Origin of the sequence: Erythrobacter sp. BLCC-B19 (assembly GCF_028621955.1) — a bacterium.
Lineage (GTDB): Bacteria > Pseudomonadota > Alphaproteobacteria > Sphingomonadales > Sphingomonadaceae > Erythrobacter.
Genome location: NZ_CP117516.1, coordinates 3432394 through 3448794, shown reverse-complemented (window position 1 = coordinate 3448794; position 16401 = coordinate 3432394). Strand labels below are relative to the sequence as shown.

13 protein-coding genes are annotated in these 16401 nt (G+C 65.9%); 6 read left to right on the top strand and 7 right to left on the bottom strand.

Annotation, left to right across the window (positions count from 1 at the left end; translation table 11 throughout):
- Positions 1-138: 138 nt before the first annotated feature.
- Positions 139-2115 carry an alkyl/aryl-sulfatase gene (locus PS060_RS16215; RefSeq protein ID WP_273984543.1) on the bottom strand — a complete coding sequence of 659 codons (1977 nt, stop codon included), beginning with the start codon at positions 2113-2115 and terminating at the stop codon, positions 139-141.
- A gap of 199 nt (positions 2116-2314) precedes the next feature.
- Between PS060_RS16215 and PS060_RS16210 the strand changes: the two genes are divergently transcribed.
- Entirely contained in the window at positions 2315-3517 is a 1203-nt protein-coding gene (locus PS060_RS16210; RefSeq protein ID WP_273984542.1) for a hypothetical protein, read from the top strand.
- Position 3518: 1 nt separating this feature from the next.
- Positions 3519-3884 (top strand): ArsR/SmtB family transcription factor, encoded by a 366-nt coding sequence (locus PS060_RS16205; RefSeq protein ID WP_273984541.1) that lies wholly within the window; start codon positions 3519-3521, stop codon positions 3882-3884.
- Positions 3885-3912: 28 nt separating this feature from the next.
- Here PS060_RS16205 and PS060_RS16200 read toward each other — a convergent pair whose 3' ends face one another.
- From PS060_RS16200 to PS060_RS16190, 3 genes are all read right to left on the bottom strand, one after another.
- Positions 3913-5475, bottom strand: a complete 1563-nt coding sequence (locus PS060_RS16200; protein WP_273984540.1) for a SulP family inorganic anion transporter — start codon at positions 5473-5475, stop codon at positions 3913-3915.
- Between the two features lie 115 nt (positions 5476-5590).
- Positions 5591-6190, bottom strand: coding sequence for a carbonic anhydrase (locus PS060_RS16195; RefSeq protein ID WP_273984539.1), 600 nt, complete (start codon positions 6188-6190; stop codon positions 5591-5593).
- A gap of 13 nt (positions 6191-6203) precedes the next feature.
- On the bottom strand, positions 6204-6569 hold the full coding sequence (locus PS060_RS16190) for an ArsR/SmtB family transcription factor (RefSeq protein ID WP_273984538.1): 366 nt from the start codon (positions 6567-6569) through the stop codon (positions 6204-6206).
- Between the two features lie 230 nt (positions 6570-6799).
- Here PS060_RS16190 and PS060_RS16185 point away from each other — a divergent pair, with 230 nt between their 5' ends.
- Positions 6800-7966 (top strand): acyl-CoA dehydrogenase family protein, encoded by a 1167-nt coding sequence (locus PS060_RS16185; protein WP_273984537.1) that lies wholly within the window; start codon positions 6800-6802, stop codon positions 7964-7966.
- 61 nt (positions 7967-8027) lie between these two features.
- Here the strand turns inward: PS060_RS16185 and PS060_RS16180 are convergent, their stop codons facing one another.
- Positions 8028-11384, bottom strand: a complete 3357-nt coding sequence (locus PS060_RS16180; RefSeq protein WP_273984536.1) for a TonB-dependent receptor domain-containing protein — start codon at positions 11382-11384, stop codon at positions 8028-8030.
- 414 nt (positions 11385-11798) lie between these two features.
- Between PS060_RS16180 and PS060_RS16175 the strand changes: the two genes are divergently transcribed.
- Complete coding sequence (locus tag PS060_RS16175) at positions 11799-13463, top strand: acyl-CoA dehydrogenase family protein (RefSeq protein WP_273984535.1); 1665 nt, start codon at positions 11799-11801, stop codon at positions 13461-13463.
- Here the strand turns inward: PS060_RS16175 and PS060_RS16170 are convergent.
- Entirely contained in the window at positions 13460-13924 is a 465-nt protein-coding gene (locus tag PS060_RS16170; RefSeq protein ID WP_273984534.1) for a response regulator transcription factor, read from the bottom strand. The two genes, PS060_RS16175 and PS060_RS16170, sit on opposite strands and share 4 nt — an antisense overlap.
- Before the next feature lie 190 nt (positions 13925-14114).
- Here PS060_RS16170 and PS060_RS16165 point away from each other — a divergent pair, with 190 nt between their 5' ends.
- The gene (locus PS060_RS16165; RefSeq protein WP_273984533.1) at positions 14115-14918 is read left to right on the top strand and encodes a tyrosine-protein phosphatase; all 804 of its coding nucleotides are present in this window, start codon (positions 14115-14117) and stop codon (positions 14916-14918) included.
- 55 nt (positions 14919-14973) lie between these two features.
- Positions 14974-15945 carry a thioredoxin-disulfide reductase gene (gene trxB / locus PS060_RS16160; protein ID WP_273984532.1) on the top strand — a complete coding sequence of 324 codons (972 nt, stop codon included), beginning with the start codon at positions 14974-14976 and terminating at the stop codon, positions 15943-15945.
- A 22-nt stretch (positions 15946-15967) separates the two neighbouring features.
- On the opposite strand, the gene PS060_RS16155 is transcribed toward trxB, so the two are convergent.
- Positions 15968-16396 carry an MAPEG family protein gene (locus tag PS060_RS16155; RefSeq protein WP_273984531.1) on the bottom strand — a complete coding sequence of 143 codons (429 nt, stop codon included), beginning with the start codon at positions 16394-16396 and terminating at the stop codon, positions 15968-15970.
- Positions 16397-16401: the final 5 nt, after the last annotated feature.

The window sequence follows — 16401 nt, the reverse complement described above, 5'->3', positions numbered from 1 at the left end:
GGTGAGTGTCAGCAGCATGGCATCGCCCTTGTCATTGGCAGAGTGTTAGCTTTGCGTTCCTGTCGCACGGCATAAAGCCGCGCTTTGCCTGATCAACGCATGAACACCGGCAATCCTTCGCGGCGAGCGGCGAAAATCTCACGGCATGACGATGTCGAACCCGTGCGGCATCGGGTCGAGGTTGTCGAGCAGGGCTTGCAGCATCGCCCGGTCGCCCTCGATGGTGACGCCCTCCATCCCGGCGACCGCGCTGACCGGCACGCGGACGAAAAGCAAGGCGAGCAGCGCGCGGCGGGGGCCGCGGATCGTGACGGCGGGGTTGGCGGGCAGCGCGCCCACCCGTCCGATCATCGCCTGCTGGCCCACTTCGAGCGCCGCCTGTTCCTTGCGGTCGGTAAGGTCGATCGCAATCGTGATCCCGCGCGGGCCGGGCCGTTCGGGCGCGAACAGGGTGGCGGCGCTATCGAGCAGTTCCTGCGTCGAGATCGCGGCGACCATGTCGTTGCTCTGCGCTGCATTGCTCTCGGGCCGCCCGCGCCTCAAGTCGCTCGCGGCGGAGAGGAACTGGTTGCGCCAGATCGCGCTCTGCGCCTGGAAGCCCTGTTGTTCGTAACTGGCCGCCAGCATCGCCTTGGCCCGCGCATTGTCGGGCTGGGCAAAGACGAGGCTCTGGAGCAGGTCGGAGGCCCAGCGATAATCGCCGCCCGCCATCGCGTTTTCGGCCAGCGCAAGCGTGCGATCCGCACCGCCCAGCGCCTCAACGAGCTTCTTGGCGCGCTCGATGGGCGGGTGGGGGTGGAGATTGGCGGGGACGGCATCGTACCAGCCGAGATAGAACTGGTAGATCGCCTTGGCGTTGTGACTGACCGTGCCGTAATAGCCGCGCGTCGACCATTCGCCTGCCAGCCCCGGCGGGATCGCGGCGTCGAGCGCCTCGGCGATCTCGTCCATCGTCTCGCCCCGGTTCATCCGGCGCACGGTCTGGTCGTGCAGCCAGCGGTAATTGTCGCGCTGCGCGGTAAGCCACGCCGTCCCCGCCGCGCGCCCGAAGATCGGCCAGCAGTGGCTTGAAATCACGGCGTCGGACTGCGGCGCATAACGGGTCGCGGCTTCATCGAGATAATGCGCCCAGGCCCGCGCATCGCGCACCTTCGCCCCGCGCGGGGTGAGGATGTTGTGCATCGAGCAGGTGGCGATTTCGGCGGCGAGGAAGATCTTGGCGGGCGCGATGAAGACGTTGAACTCCGCCGGTGCCTCGGTGCCCGAGACGATCTGGAACTCAAGGTTCACGCCGTCCACCACGCGCGTCTCGCCGGTTCTGGCGACGGTGTCGGTCGGCGGAATGAGGCTGAGCGTGCCTGCCGAAAGCCCCATGCCGATGCCGCTGCCCATCTGCCCGGTCGCGCCCGGCACCAGCCCGACACCGAACTGATAGGCCGCGCGCCGCGACATCGCGCCGCCGGCCATGACGTTTTCAGATGTGGCCTCCTCCATGAACCCTTCAGGTGCGATCACCGGCACGCGGCCTGCGGCAACAGCGGCGGGATCGACCACCCCGCGCGCGCCGCCGAAATGATCGCCGTGGCTGTGCGAATAGATCAGCGCGCTGACCGGGCGCTGGCCCAGCGTCGCATTGACCAGTTCGAGCGCAGCCTGCCCCGCTTCGACGCTGGTAAGCGGGTCGATCAGGATCCAGCCGGTCTCGCCCCGGATCACGGTCATGTTCGACACGTCGAACCCGCGCACCTGCCACACGCCGGGCGCGACTTCGAACAGGCCGTGATGCTTGAGATGCGTCATGTGCCGCCACAGCGCCGGGTGGACGGTATCGGGGGCGGGGCCGGTGACGAATGCGTAGGCATCGAGGTTCCAGACCGGCTTGCCAGCCGCGTTCACGATCAGCCGATCCTTGCGGGTGGCCAGAAAGCCGCGGGTCGAATCCGTGCTGTCGCGCGTGCCTTCGGGCGGGAGCGTTGCGCCGGCAGCGGCTTGTGCCGCTCGGGTTGCCTCGCTTGCCGTTGCGCTCGCAGCAGAGCCCGCATCCTGCGCCAGCGCACCGGTGGTGATCGCGGCGAGCGCCAGCGCAGCCCCTGCGCGCCATTGTGCCAAAGTCATGCTGAAATCCCCTCTTCTCCCGAGCTGTGTGATGCCTCGGCATTGGGGCGCTGGCAAGTCCGGGGGGGAGAGCGGCTCTGGCCCAATCCTCATACATTCAAATTCTAGAACGTTTGCGAAGAAAGATTGAAATTTTTTGATTTCACGGGCGCGGCTAACGCTCCTGCACACTCTCCCATCCCAGCAAAGGATAAGGCCGATGGACCACAGTCGTCCCATGCAAGGTCGTGCACCTGCCGCCTCTGCCAGCAGCGTTGCGCCGCCGTTCCGCGACCCGGTCAGCGCCGCGCGCCTGGCGGTGGTGACCTCGCGCTTGCGCCTTGCCGAGCCGGGTGACGCGGCCCCCGAGGCATGGCGCGTGGAGCGTGATGCGCTGCTTGCCTTTGCCGGGGTCGATGCGGAATTCGTCAGCCCCGCGCCTGCCCGCCGCCTGCCGCGCATGGGGGACTGGGCGCGCGGGGCGGCGGCGCCCGCACCGGTTTTCGCCCCATGGCTCGGCTGGAGCCCGGCCGCGTTCCAGCACGGCGGCGCGCCGGGCCTGCCTGCCGCGGATTTTGTCGCAGGCTACCTGATCGAACACGCGCGCGGCGCGGCGCCGGGGCAGGGCGGGACAGATATTGTGCTGCTCTCGCCGCATCCGGCGACCTGCACCAGCGACGATGTCGCGATCCCGCCGCTGCCGCGCGCCGGAGTGCTGCGCGCCATGATCCGTGCCGCCGCAGCCGAGGGGCGCGAGCGGCTGGCGATCATCGTTCACCAACGCCAGCGCAATGCGCTCGCCCGCCAGATGCTCGCCGCCGGAAAGGCGCTGATGCAGGACGGGCCGGAGCTCGACATCCTCACCATCGAGGATGCGCTGCCGGTGTTGATGCAGAGCGGGCGTGCGTGGGATGCGATCATCGCCATGCCCGATCTGCGCAGCATCGTGTTTGCGCTGCTGGGTCTGGGCGCGGGCGTGCATGGCGCCTGGCCGCTGCTGTGGTTTGCCGGAGCCCGGCATGGCACGCACCCGCCCCGGTTGACGCTGGTGACCAGTGAAGTCGCGGGCGAGGGCGTGGCCCGCCTGACGCTTGATGCCCCCGCGCTGGTGCATGGCCTCGCGCTCACCCTGCATGAGGCCGGAGCCCATCGTGCTGCCGGCCGGTTGCACGAGGCCTGGAGCCGCCTGCGCGACAGCGGCGTTTCCACCACCACGCGGGGCCAAGATGCCCCCTATGGGCGCACGCTGCCTGACGCCGAATTCCTTGCCTTGCTCCGCCGCGAGCCGCCTGTGAGCCAGCGTCCCCAAACCCCCTGGCGCGCGCTGAAATGTGATAAAGTTACGCTCGCCGGGAGCCAATCCACCGGTCTGCGCGTTGTCGCGTCAAACCCGCAAATCCCCTCCCCGAAGAAAGGTCGCTGATATGCCGAGCCGCAAGATTGTCGCCAATGAGCTGGCCCACGTCCTCCGGCAGATCTCGCACCCTGACCGCATCCGCCTGCTGCTGAAGTTGCAGGCGGGCGATCAGACGGTGAACGAGCTGGGCGACATCCTCGAAATCACCCCGACCCGCGTCTCGCAGCACCTTGGCGTGCTGCGCGCGATTGCCCTGGTCGAGACCGAGACGCGCGGACAGCAGCGGGTCTACCGCCTCGCGCAGCCGGAACTGGCGGCCTGGCTGATCGAGGGGATCGACTTCGTCGCGCACCGCTTCAGCCGCGCCAGCACCAGCGATATCGAGCAGGCCAAGCGTCTGTGGCAGGCCGAGGCGATCGAAACCGTGATCTGATGCTTGGCCCGCTCGCTGCCGGGAGGGATCAGGCGGCGGGGCGGATCATCAGGCCGGGGATCTCGGTTTTTTCCTCCGAACGGCGGCCATAGCGTTCGACCAGCTCGCTCCATTCGACCACCAGCGTGCCGCCGGTCGACTGGTGCAGCTTCTCCCACGAGGACAGCATCTCAAGGCAGGCGTGGTCGATATAGTCGAGCTTCTCGACGTGGATGTGCACCTCCGACCCGAACGGCGAGGACTCCAGCGCCTGACCGAGCTGCGGGATCGAGAAGAAGGTCGCTGAACCCGTCATCCACAGATCGACGCGGTTGGTCGCCGTGTCATGCTCGCGCCGGATCTCGAGGTGCGAGAAGGTGTAGACCAGCTTGGCAGTCGCCAGCACGAAGCCGAGGATCACGCCGGTCAAGAGGTCGATCGCGACAACGCCGATCAGCGTTGCAAAGTAGATCGCCAGCTCCTGCTTGCCGAATTCGGCGATCTTGCGGATCTGCGCGACGTTGACCAGCTTGTAGCCGGTGTAGACGAGGATCGCGGCCAGAACCGAGGTCGGGATTTCGTTGAGGATGAAGGGGAAGGCGACCACCGCCAGCAGCAGCCAGCCGCCATGCATGATCGCCGAGATGCGGGTCGTCGCACCCGCCTCGACATTGGCGGCCGAGCGCACGATCACCCCGGTCATCGGCAGCGCACCGAGCGCGCCGCAGATCATGTTGCCGATCCCCTGCGCGCGCAGTTCCTTGTCGTAATCGGTGCGGCTGCCCGTGTGCATCTTGTCGACCGCGGTCGCGCACAGCAGCGTTTCGGCGCTGGCGACGAAGGCGAAGACGAGGCCAAGGGTCAGGATGTCGGGATTGGCAAAGCCCGCCAGCGCCTCGCTGGTGGGGATGTTGAGACCGCTCGCCAGCGTGGCGGGCAGGTTCACCAGCGTGATCGGCAGCGAAAAGGCAATGGCAAAGGCCGTGCCGACGATCACCCCGAGCAGCGGCCCGGGGATCAGCGCGAGACGCTTGGGCTTGAACTGGTTCCACAGGACGATCGTGGCAATGGTCACGATCCCCGCCATCGCGGCAAGGTGATGCACCGAACCGTCGGCGGGGAAGACCTTGATGATCGCCTCAGGAATGGCCGCGATATTGAGCAGCCCGTTGGCGCGCGGCGCATCGTCGAGCATCACGTGAAGCTGCGAGGCGAAGATCAGCACACCGATCCCGGCCAGCATCCCGTGGATCACCGAGGGCGAAATCGCTCGGAACCACTGGCCAAGCTTCAGCACCCCCGCAAGCAGCTGCAAGCCGCCCGCGATCAAGCCGACCACGCCGAGCATGATGAGGCCGTGTTCCTGCACCAGCTGATAGACCAGCACCGCCATCCCCGCCGCTGGGCCGCTGACCTGCAAAGGCGACCCTGCCAGCGAGCCGACCACCAGCCCGCCCACGATCCCGGTGATCAGGCCCAGCGCAGGCGGCGCGCCCGAGGCAATCGCGATCCCCATGCACAGCGGCAGGGCGACAAGAAACACCACGATCGAGGCGAGAAAATCGCGGCCGATGACAGCGGATGAGAGGGGACTTGTGGCTTGAGCTTGCATGGCGGGGTGCCTTTGCACTGGATATCAGGGAGAGGGACGGGGCGGGCGGTCAGCAGGCGTGCTGACCGAGCATCGCGCCGGCGATCTCGGAGGCATAGCGCTCCTCGACCGAGACTCACTGGTGGCTCGCCTCGTCATAGGCGCTGACTTCGCCGGTCTTGATGTCATAGACCCAGCCGTGCAGCTTCACCGACCCTTGCGCCAGCGCGACCGCGACGGTGGGGTGGGTCTTGAGGTGCTGCAATTGCAGGATGACGTTCTGTTCGAGCAGCATCCGCATCTTCGCCTCGGGATCGAGCCCTGCGCCCAGCGCTTCGGTGATGTCGACCGCGCCCTGCGAATAGCCAAGCCACTCGCGCACATGGGGGAGCGCCGTCAGGCCGGCGCGGTTCATCGCCCCCTTCATCGCCCCGCATTCGGTATGCCCGCAGATCACGATATGCGGGATCTTGAGCGCGCCGATCGCGAATTCGATCGAGGCGGTCATGCCGCCGGTCTGGTTGGTGTGCGGCGGCACGATGTTGCCCGCATTGCGGCAGATGAACAGCTCGCCCGGGTCGGTCTGGGTCAGCATCGCGGTTTCGATGCGGCTGTCCGAGCAGGTGATGAACAGCGCTTCCGGGCTCTGGCCGGTGGAAAGGCGTTCGAACAGCTCTGCCTTTTCCGGGAAGACCTCGCGCTGGAACTTGACCACGCCTTGGGCGAAATGGGGCATTCAATCGATCCTTTCAGTGGGATGAGCGGGGGCCGCCTGCACCCCACAGGGCGCGGGCGGCATCAATGTGATCGGCATCCTCCAGCCGCGAGCGGATATCGACGAAAGGGAGCGCGTCGAGAATCCAGTCGGCAAGATAGGGATGCGCCAGGCGGTAGAAGTGGTTGCGCCCGTCGCGGCGCTCCTCAACCAGCCGGTGGGCGCGCATCAGCGCAAGGTGCTGCGAGACGCGGGTGGAGGGCAGGTCAAGCGCGGTGGCAAGCGAGGTGACATCGCGCTCGCCATGGCGCAGTTCCTCGATCATCCGCAGACGATCAGCATGGGCCAGCAGCTTCAACAGGTCTGCAAGCTCGCGCGATACGATCAGGCGACTCGGCATTTCCCTCCCGTGAAACCTGCAAAATTGTGCAGATTTGCACCTTTGAAGCTATGGAGGTTTCCCTATCGCGTCAAGCCATTGTGTTGAAGCGATCTGTCCAGTCAGGCTGACGGGCCGATGCGGCATGGGAGAACAATTTTGCCGCCTCCTCTCAATCTGAACGGATGACAGCTTGCGTAATGTGTGGTGTCAGGGGCGCGCAAAGACCCCCGTAATCAGGAATGGGACATATGAATTTCGAGCTTTCCCACGAACACGCGATGCTCAAGGATCTGGTCGGCAAGTTCGTCCGCGACGAGCTCTTGCCACTCGAAGCGACAGTGATCGCCCGCGAGAATGTGGGGCAGGGCACCTATCTCACCCCCGAAGAGACGGCCAAGGTCGATGCCGTGAGCCGCGATTTGGGCCTGTGGGGCTTGGACGCGCCCGAGGAAGTGGGCGGGATGAACCTGCCGATGGTGGCGATGGTCGGGGTTTCCGAGGAACTCGGCAAGACCGTGGTGCCCTATTACCTGCCGCCCGATTCGCCCAACCTCAGGATGCTGATGGTCGCCGCGGACGAGCGCCAGCGCGTCGCCTATCTCGAACCCTATGTGCGCGGCGAGACGATCAGCGCGATCGGCATTTCCGAACCCGGCGCAGGCGCAGACCCGGCCGGGATGAAGACCACCGCTGTCCAGGATGGCGATGACTGGATCATCAATGGCCGCAAGATCTGGATCACCAAGGGCGCGGAAGCTGATTTCACCATCCTGATGGCGGTCACCGACAAGAACCCCGACGGGCGCAACGGGATGTCGGCCTTCCTTGTCGATCGCGACACCCCCGGCTTCAACGTCACCCGCAAGATCCCGATGATCGACGGCACCGCGACCTATGAAATCGCGCTCGATGATTGCCGGGTGCCGGGCTGGAAGCTGCTCGGCAAGCGGGGCCAGGGCTTTGCGCCGATGCAGGTGCGCCTTGGCACGCGGCGAATCGAGATGGCCTCGTGGTCGATCGGGATGGCCCAGCGCGCGGTCGACATGATGATCGACTATGCGCCGCAGCGCGTCACTTTCGGCAAGCCGCTGTCGGCGCGCCAGACGGTGCAGAACTGGATTGCCGATGCCGCGACCAAGATCCACGCGATGCGGCTGATGACCTATGACTGCGCCTGGAAGATCGACGAGGGGCGCGATGTCCGCAGCGAAATCTCGATGATCAAGAGCTTCTGCACCGAAAGCGCCTACGAGATTGTCGATCACGCGATGCAGATGTTCGGCGGGATGGGCATGACCCGCGAATTGCCGCTCTATCTGATGAGCAACAAGCTGCGCACCATGCGCATCTACGACGGCCCCTCCGAGATCCACAACTGGGTGGTGGCGCGCGGGCTGCTCGGCACGCGCGAGTAAATGCAAAGGGGCGGGACGTGCTGCACGCGCGTCCCGCCCCCTGCTGTCTTGCCGATCCGGCTTACATCGACGCGCGCACGCCGAGGAAGAAGAACGTCCCCACCGGGCTGACCGGATAGGCCTGTTCGGTCACGAAGGGCTTCTTGTTGAAGACGTTGTTGACCCCGCCATAGATTTCGAAGGTCTCGCTCGCTTCATAGCCGAAGGCGATGTCGTGGATGAAGGTGTCGTTCGACAAGCCGTTGTCGGGCGAGAAGGTCGCGCTGCCATCGGTGCCGACATCCTCGATCTCGACCCCGCGCAGGCCCTGCTTGTCGAGCCAGGTGGTCGACCAGGTCAGGCTCAGGCCCTTCCAGTCCCAGGTGAAGGCGCCGCGCGCGGCCCATTCGGGACGCTGGATTTCACCCAGTTCGGGATCGACCATGTTGGGATCGCCCGGATCGAAGAAGTTGTCGAGCTTGTCGACCCAGGTGCCCGCCGCGTCGATGCGGAAGCCATGCTCGCCGATATCGAAGCTGTAGCGCATCGAGGCCTCGACGCCTGCGGTTTCCTGACGGGCGAAGTTGACCGAGGTCTGCCGCAGGAAGGTGAAGCCGCCGGTGTTGGGGTTGCGGGTGATGAGATCGCAGAACCCGTTGTTGATCGTCGCGCTGTCGACGCAGTTGTCGACGATGTCCTGCGCGGCGACCGCGTTGATCGCGTCCTCGATCTCGATGTTGTAATAGTCGACGCTGAGGATGAAGCCCGGCAGGAAGCTGGGGGTCAGCTGGGTGCCGACCGTCCAGGTGGTGGCGGTTTCTTCCGACAGGTTGGGGTTGCCGCTGATCGTGCCCGAGAAACGCGCGGTGAGCGGGTCGACATAGGCATAGGTGCTGCCGCCGAGGTTGGGGTTGAAGCCGATCTGCTGGAAGAAGGCGGTGCAGTTGGCCTGCCGCAGCGCCGGATCGGGCGCGGTGGCGAGGTTGTTGACATCGCACGGATCGAATGGGCGGAAGAACGCGCCCTGCGCCGGGTTGAACAGCTCGTTGATGTTGGGCGCACGCACCGCGACGGCATAGGTGCCGCGGAAGGTGATGTCCTCGATGGGGGCATAGACCCCGCCGACGTTCCAGGTGAAGGTGCCGCCCACCGTGCTGTAGTTCGAATACCGCGCCGCCGCGCTCAGATCGAGCGTTTCGGCAAAGGGCACGTCCTTCAGCAAGGGCACGTTGATTTCGCCGAAGATGTCATAAACGGTGAAATCGCCGCCCGCGTTGTTGATGATCGTCGCCGGGTCGAACACCAGCGAGTTCTGCGCAAAGCCGAGGTCGCGCAGCAGATCGCCCTCGTCGCCGAAGGCCGTGGTTACCGGCAGGATGCCCAGCACCAGCGGATCGAAGGTCGAGGTGCTCTTTTCCTTGCGGAATTCGAACCCGGTCGCAAAGCCGATCGCGCCGCCCGGCAGTTCGAGGAAGGCGCCGGTGTCGCCGGTGAAGACCATGTCGAACACCAGCTGTTCCAGCGCGAACTGGTTGACCACGGTGGTGGTGATGAAGTCGATCGCCTCCTGGCTGATCGCGCCCACGCCGCCGAGGATATTGGCGGGTTTGCACTGCCCATCGCCCGGATTGAAGGTGAAGAAGCCCGGATCGCCCGCCGGAATGCCGAAGGGCGTGGTCGCCGGCGGGGTGCTGCTGAGGTCGGAGCGGCACACGATATTGCCGTTGGGCGCGCGCACCGCATCGATCGCGGCGAACCAGCGGTCCATGATCACGCGGTTGTTATCGAAGGTGGTCTGTTCGAACTTGCCGTAATTGCCGCTGATTTCATAGGCGAAGTGATCGGTAATGTCGCCCTTGACCCCGCCGACGAAACGCCAGGTTTCGAACTCGTTGCGGTCGCGGTTGGGGCCAAGGTCGGCCGGGTCGCGGGTGATGTAGAAGCCGCGATCCGTGCCGTTGCCGAAGAACAGCTCGCCAACGAACGGCCGCAGCGCGTTGGTGATGTAGGGGTTGTCCTCACGCACCGTCAGCAGGTCATAGAAGGTGTTGGGCTGCGCCTGGAATTCGGCCGTGTTCGAGACATACTTGCCTTCGAAGAAGAAGGTCGCCTCGCTCGAAAGTTCATAGCTGAGGTTGACGTTGACCGAATAGCGCTCGGTCTCGGGGATCAGCGAGTTCTGGTTGAACCCGTTGGGGATGCCCGGCCCGCCAAAGGCATTGAACAGCCCGGTGATCGCCCCGTCGCGGTAGACCGACAGCGAACCGTCCGCCGCAATCACCGCGCAGCCGCCCGCAAGGCCGAAAGCGCCGTTGTTGAAGGTCGAGTTGAAGCCGACCGAGCTTTCGAGACAGTCGGGCGTGCCGTTGTTGTTGATGTCCGGCCCGTCGGAAAGGCCAATATCGCCCGGCGCAATCACGCCGCCCGCTGCCGAGAGCGAGAAGGTGGGGTTGGGGGCGATGAACCGGCGCGGCGCGTTGGTCGCGCGCTCGATCAGCGCCAGCTCCGCCGCGGTCAGCGTCGGCGTGGTGCCGAACAGGTTGCGGAACCGGGTTTGGAAGGTCGCCGCCGAGGGGATCGAGAAGCCGGTCGGGAAACCGCCCGCACCCACCGCATAGAAGCGCGCGAAGTTGGGCGTGGCGCTGGCCGAAATGTCGCCCGCCTGGAACCGGATCGCCGGGTTGTCCTGATCGTCCGAAATGCCGTTGTTGCGCGAGAAGCTGCGATCGCCGTCGCGCACTTCGTCATTGCGGGCATATTCGCCCGAAATCGTGATGTTGCCGCGCCCATCGGCGAAGTTGGCGCCCCAGGTGAGGTCGCCATTGATGCGCCAGGCGTCGCCTTCCGAGGATATGCCGCTCTGGATATTGCCCTGCAGCCCTTCGAAATCGTCCTTCAGCACGAAGTTGACGACGCCGGTGACCGCGTCCGCGCCGTAGATCGACGAGGCGCCGCCGGTCAGCGTCTCGACCCGTTCGATCAGCGCGGTCGGGATCGAGTTGATGTCGACCGCCTGTTCGCCCGCCACACCCGAGACATGGCGGCGGCCGTTCACCAGCACCAGCGTGCGGTTGGAGCCAAGCCCGCGCAGGTTGAGGATCGACTGGCCCACCGCTTCGGAGAACACCCCGTCGATCGAGCCTTCCGAGGTGGTCGAGGTCGACAGCGCCGGAATGTCGCGCAGGGTATCGACCACGTCCGAGGTGCCCGAGCGTTGCAGTTCTTCTGCCGTCACCGCGATGATCGGGGCGGGCGAGCCGATATTGGGATCACGCGCAATGCGCGAGCCGGTCACCACGATCTGCTCTTCGGGCGGGGCGGCGGGATCCTCCTCGGCGAGGCTATCCTGCGCCTGAGCCGGCGCGAACCCTGCAAACAGCAGGGCGGCGGCGAGCGCGGGAAGCGATGACGAATGGAGAGAGAACTTTGTTGTACGCATGGTTTGTCCTCGCGTGGGTGAGACCGGATATGCCGGGCGCGGGCCTGCGATGCTTGCGTGGCAATGCAGTGCCGTGCCGTTTTCGGCAGGCTGCGGCCCTGCACGGCAAAGGGGAGAGAGTGCCCTTGCCGGCCATGCCGTTCCTGTCGGTCCTTCCTGCGCGAGGTCGGGTGGCCGGGCATTCTCGCCCGTGCCGTGCCGCCCCCGGTTGCTGCGCTTTCGCCTGACCCCCCACACGAAGCGCGCGCCTCCGGTATTACGGGCGGGCCAATTGGTGGTAAGTGGTCATTCTGCGTAGATGCGCGGGTATGGCGGGGATTTGGCGGGCCACTGTCACTCTTTGGCCACAACGCCCGGGGACGCGGGATTTTTGAGGGTTCGCGCGGGGGCGGGGGCTCTGCTAGCACCTTCTGCATGAGCGAATGGACGAATTGTGCGCGCGCGGCGCTGGGCGCTGCGCGTGATTATGCCGAAAGCGTGCGCGGGGCGGTGATGGCGGTGGTCGCACCGGGCGGGACGATCGCGCCCGCGCTGCTGAACCGCGAGCAGCACCGGCTCCACGGCTATGCCTGGATCGCCTCCAGCATCGCCGCGCTCGAAGCCACGCTCGACTGGGCGGTGCGGGCCGAAAGCGCGGGCACGCTGGGCGAAACCGAAGCGCTGGTGCTGCGGATCGGCTTTGGCGAATATTGCGCGCAGATCATCCACGGCCTGCCCATGAGCGCGAACGAAACCGTGCGCCCGGCTGTCTTCGGCTGCGAGGACGAGGCGCGCGCGCTCGCCGCTCACCCTGCCGTCGCCCGGCTGCTGGCCGAGGGCAATACGCGCGAGACCCGCGCCCGGCTGGCCGCGTTGCTGGCTGAAGGCGCACGCCCTGCCGAGGCGCTGGGGGATGAGGCGCTCGATCTGATGCGCGGTTCGATGCGCGCCTTCACCGCTGCTGCGATCACGCCCCATGCGCACCAGTGGCACCTTGCCGATGCGCTGATCCCCGATGCGGTGATCGCCGAGATGGCAGCCCTCGGCGTGTTTGGCGTGTGCATCGCCGAGGAGCACGGCGGGCTTGGCCTTGGCAAACTGGCGATGGCGGTGGTGTCCGAGGAATTGTCGCGCGGGTGGATCTGCGCCGGGTCGCTCGGCACGCGCTCGGAGATTGCGGGCGAGCTGATCGGGGAGAACGGGACGAGCGAGCAGAAGGCGAGGTGGCTCCCGGCCATCGCCGATGGCTCTTGCCTGCCGACCGCCGTGTTCACCGAGCCCGATACCGGCTCCGATCTCGCCGCGGTGCGCACGCGCGGGGAGCGGCAGGCGGATGGCGCGTGGCGCGTGACGGGGGCCAAGACCTGGATCACCCACGCGGCGCGGGCCGATCTGATGACGATGCTGGTGCGCACCGATCCGGCGACGCCCGGCTATGGCGGGCTGTCGATGCTGCTGGCGGCCAAGACGCGCGGGACGGACTTAGTGCCTTTCCCCGATGCGGGCATCGACGGGAGCGAGATCGAAGTGCTCGGCTACCGGGGCATGAAGGAATATGCGCTGGGGCTGGACGGCTTCCATGTCGCCGCCGACGGCCTCTTGGGTGGGCGCGAGGGGCAGGGGTTTAAGCAGCTGATGCGCACCTTCGAAGGCGCCCGCATCCAGACCGCCGCGCGCGCCATTGGCGTGGCGTGGAACGCCTTCGATCTCGCGCTCGACTATGCGCTGGGCCGCAAGCAGTTCGGCGAGGCGCTGGTCGCCTTTCCGCGGGTGGCCGACAAGCTCGCGCTGATGGCGGTGGAAATCGTCATGGCCCGCGAGCTGACCTATGCCGCCGCGCGCGCCAAGGATTCGGGCGCGCGCTGCGATATCGAGGCCGGGATGGCCAAGCTGCTGGGCGCACGGGCGGCGTGGGTTGCGGCCGACAATGCGGTGCAGATCCACGGCGGCAATGGCTATGCGCTCGAATACCCGATCAGCCGGGTGCTGTGCGATGCGCGGATCCTGAACATCTTCGAAGGCGCAGCCGAAATTCAGGCGCAGGTGATCGCGCGCGGGCTACTGGCCGGGCAGCAGACGCGCGCGGCGGCGGCGGCCTAGAGAACGCTACGCAAGCTTGCCTCGGGGATAATGGCGGGGCGCTGCGGCTCGCCCACGACGGCGGCCTTGAGATCGACATGGCGCGGCCGGCTCCCGCGCGCCCGCAACAGGCGGTTGACCCTTGTGACGAGATCTTCGGGGTTGAAGGGCTTGCTGAGAAAGTCCTGTGCCCCGGCGTAGATCGCCTGGATATGATCCTGCTCGCCGCTCATCGCCGTGAACATGATCACCGGCAGATCATAGTGCGCGCTCGACAGCCGCAGCCGGCGCAGCAGGGTCAGGCCGGATTCGCCCGGCATCGACTGGTCGAGCAGCAGGATATCGGGCCGCTTGCGCCTGACGCATTGCCACGCCGCCGCCGCGCTCGTCACCCAGCCGCAGGCATGGCCCGCATCGATCAGCACTTCGCTGGCAAGTTCGGCGATCAGTTCGTCATCATCGGCAATCAGGATACGGGCCATGGCAGGGGCGGGCCTTTATGGTGGTTGCTGTGGGAAATGCCCCGTTAACCCTGCGGGCGTTCCGGCCGGCTTGGCGCGGCCCTTCGTATTGTTCCCAAGGGACGCGCGCCAAAGCAGGTTTTGCACCGGTCTTGTCGGGTCTTCGCGTGGTCTTGCCGGGGTCATGGTGCGCTGCCAAAGGTCGGGGGCAATGATTCGAAACCCCGGCGAAACGCCCCGCATCGGCCCGTTCTATGTGACGCAAGGCATTCATAATCTTCGCGATTATGGCGGCTATGCGGTTGTCGGCGGGGGGCGGGTGCGCGAAGGCCTGCTGTTCCGCTCGGGCCAGCACATGGAAGCGAGCGATTCCGACCTCGCGCTGGTCGACGCGCTCGACATCCGCACCGTGATCGACCTGCGCGGGACAAGCGAGCGCACCGGATTCCCGTGCAGACGCCATCCCAGATTTGCCGCACAAGTCATTGCCTATGATGGAGAAACCTCGAACTCCCCTCCGCATGAAGGCGGCGGCGGGCAGGTGGAGATGACCCCGGAGCGGGCGCGGGAGCGGATGCTTGCGGTCTATCGCAGGATGCCCGTGAACCCCGCGATGATCTGGATTTTCCAGCAATATTTCAACGCTCTGGATGCCAATGATGGCGGCAGCCTGGTGCATTGCTTCGCCGGGAAAGACCGCACCGGCATGGCCGCGAGCCTTCTGCTCCATGTGCTGGGCGTGCATCACGATGATATTGTTGCAGAATTCCTGCTGACCAATGAGGCTCCGACCCGCGCGATCCTCGAACGCCAGTCGCTCCCCCGGATGGAAGCGCATTACGGCGCGATCGACCCGGAAGCGTTGCATAATCTGATGGGTGTTTTGCCCGAATATATCGATACTTACATCGCACAGGTGACACAGGATCACGGTTCGCTCGATGCCTATCTGGCGACAATCTTAGGTGTGGACGAGCAAAGAAAACAGCGTCTCAGGGCCAAGCTGGTGGCGTGACATTCCGCCGCTGAATGCCCATATCGCTGCCTCGAGAATCCCAATCGAGGCACCCATGGCGACCCATACCACCAAGATGCTCATCATCGGCTCCGGCCCGGCGGGCTATTCCGCCGCGATCTACGCTGCGCGCGCGATGCTGGAACCCATTGTTGTTCAAGGGCTTCAGCCGGGCGGACAGCTGACGATCACCACCGATGTCGAGAATTATCCCGGCTTTCGCGACGTGGTGCAGGGGCCGTGGCTGATGGAGGAGATGCGCGCCCAGGCCGAACACGTCGGCACGCGCATGATCTGGGACACGATCACCTCGGTCGATCTCGAAAACGGCGCGCCCTTCCGCGCGGTGGGTGACAGCGGGGATGAATACATCGCCGATTGCGTCGTGATCTGCACCGGCGCACAGGCCAAGTGGCTGGGCGTTCCGGGCGAGCAAGCCCTTGGCGGGAAAGGCGTTTCGGCCTGCGCGACCTGCGACGGGTTCTTCTATCGCGGCAAGCGCGTGGCGGTGATCGGCGGCGGCAATACCGCGGTGGAAGAGGCGCTCTACCTCACCAACCACTCCGACAACGTCACGCTGATCCACCGTCGTGATTCCCTGCGCGCCGAGAAGATCCTGCAGGAGCGGCTGTTCGCCAATCCCAAGATCACCGTGCTGTGGAACAAGGCGGTCGACAGCTTCGAGGCGGGCGAGAACGGGATGCTGCACCACCTCGCGCTGACCGATACGGTGACGGGCGAGGCGAGCACGCTGGAGACCGACGGGGCCTTCGTCGCCATCGGCCACGCGCCCGCGACCGAGCTGTTCAAGGGCAAGCTGCCGATGGACGAGAGCGGCTATCTGCTGACCGAGCCCGGCACGCCCAAGACCGCGATCCCGGGCGTGTTCGCCGCCGGTGACGTGACCGACCATGTCTACCGCCAGGCGGTGACCGCGGCGGGCATGGGCTGCATGGCCGCGCTCGATGCCGAACGCTACCTCGCGGCGCGCGCCCATGCGGTGCAAGAGGCCGAGGCGGTGGAGTAAGGCTTGGCCGCCTCGGGCGGCCTCAGAAAACCGCGATGGCGGCGTGGACGATCAGCGCCATCAGCGCGAGGCTCGACAGGGCGAACAGCGCAAAGCGCAGCGCCACCTTGTTGACGGTCGCCTGCACGATGGAGTGCAGCACGCGCAATCCGACATAGGCCCATGCGAGGGTGGTGTTCAAACCATCGCCCGCGCCAATGATCGCCAGCACGATGGCGACTGCATAGAAGATCGTAGGAGCTTCATGCAAATGATTGTAATTGTCCGCTTTCCAGCTGACATTATCGGGCAGCTGCGCGCGCAGCGAAGCGCCCGTCGTGCCGACCAGCCCCTTGGCGTCGATCCCCGCCTTGAGCATCGCCGGAATGCGGGTCGCATACATCCAAACCCACATCACCATGGTCCACGCCAGCAGCGCCACCACGGGCTGAAGAATTTCCATTCCGATCATTTTGC

Bases quoted from the DNA above. Each gene is read 5' to 3' on its own strand.
- PS060_RS16215 (WP_273984543.1), bottom strand. From the start codon at position 2,115: ATGACTTTGGCACAATGGCGCGCAGGGGCTGCGCTGGCGCTCGCCGCG.
- PS060_RS16210 (WP_273984542.1), top strand. From the start codon at position 2,315: ATGGACCACAGTCGTCCCATGCAAGGTCGTGCACCTGCCGCCTCTGCC.
- PS060_RS16205 (WP_273984541.1), top strand. From the start codon at position 3,519: ATGCCGAGCCGCAAGATTGTCGCCAATGAGCTGGCCCACGTCCTCCGG.
- PS060_RS16200 (WP_273984540.1), bottom strand. From the start codon at position 5,475: ATGCAAGCTCAAGCCACAAGTCCCCTCTCATCCGCTGTCATCGGCCGC.
- PS060_RS16195 (WP_273984539.1), bottom strand. From the start codon at position 6,190: ATGCCCCATTTCGCCCAAGGCGTGGTCAAGTTCCAGCGCGAGGTCTTC.
- PS060_RS16190 (WP_273984538.1), bottom strand. From the start codon at position 6,569: ATGCCGAGTCGCCTGATCGTATCGCGCGAGCTTGCAGACCTGTTGAAG.
- PS060_RS16185 (WP_273984537.1), top strand. From the start codon at position 6,800: ATGAATTTCGAGCTTTCCCACGAACACGCGATGCTCAAGGATCTGGTC.
- PS060_RS16180 (WP_273984536.1), bottom strand. From the start codon at position 11,384: ATGCGTACAACAAAGTTCTCTCTCCATTCGTCATCGCTTCCCGCGCTC.
- PS060_RS16175 (WP_273984535.1), top strand. From the start codon at position 11,799: ATGAGCGAATGGACGAATTGTGCGCGCGCGGCGCTGGGCGCTGCGCGT.
- PS060_RS16170 (WP_273984534.1), bottom strand. From the start codon at position 13,924: ATGGCCCGTATCCTGATTGCCGATGATGACGAACTGATCGCCGAACTT.
- PS060_RS16165 (WP_273984533.1), top strand. From the start codon at position 14,115: ATGATTCGAAACCCCGGCGAAACGCCCCGCATCGGCCCGTTCTATGTG.
- trxB (WP_273984532.1), top strand. From the start codon at position 14,974: ATGGCGACCCATACCACCAAGATGCTCATCATCGGCTCCGGCCCGGCG.
- PS060_RS16155 (WP_273984531.1), bottom strand. From the start codon at position 16,396: ATGATCGGAATGGAAATTCTTCAGCCCGTGGTGGCGCTGCTGGCGTGG.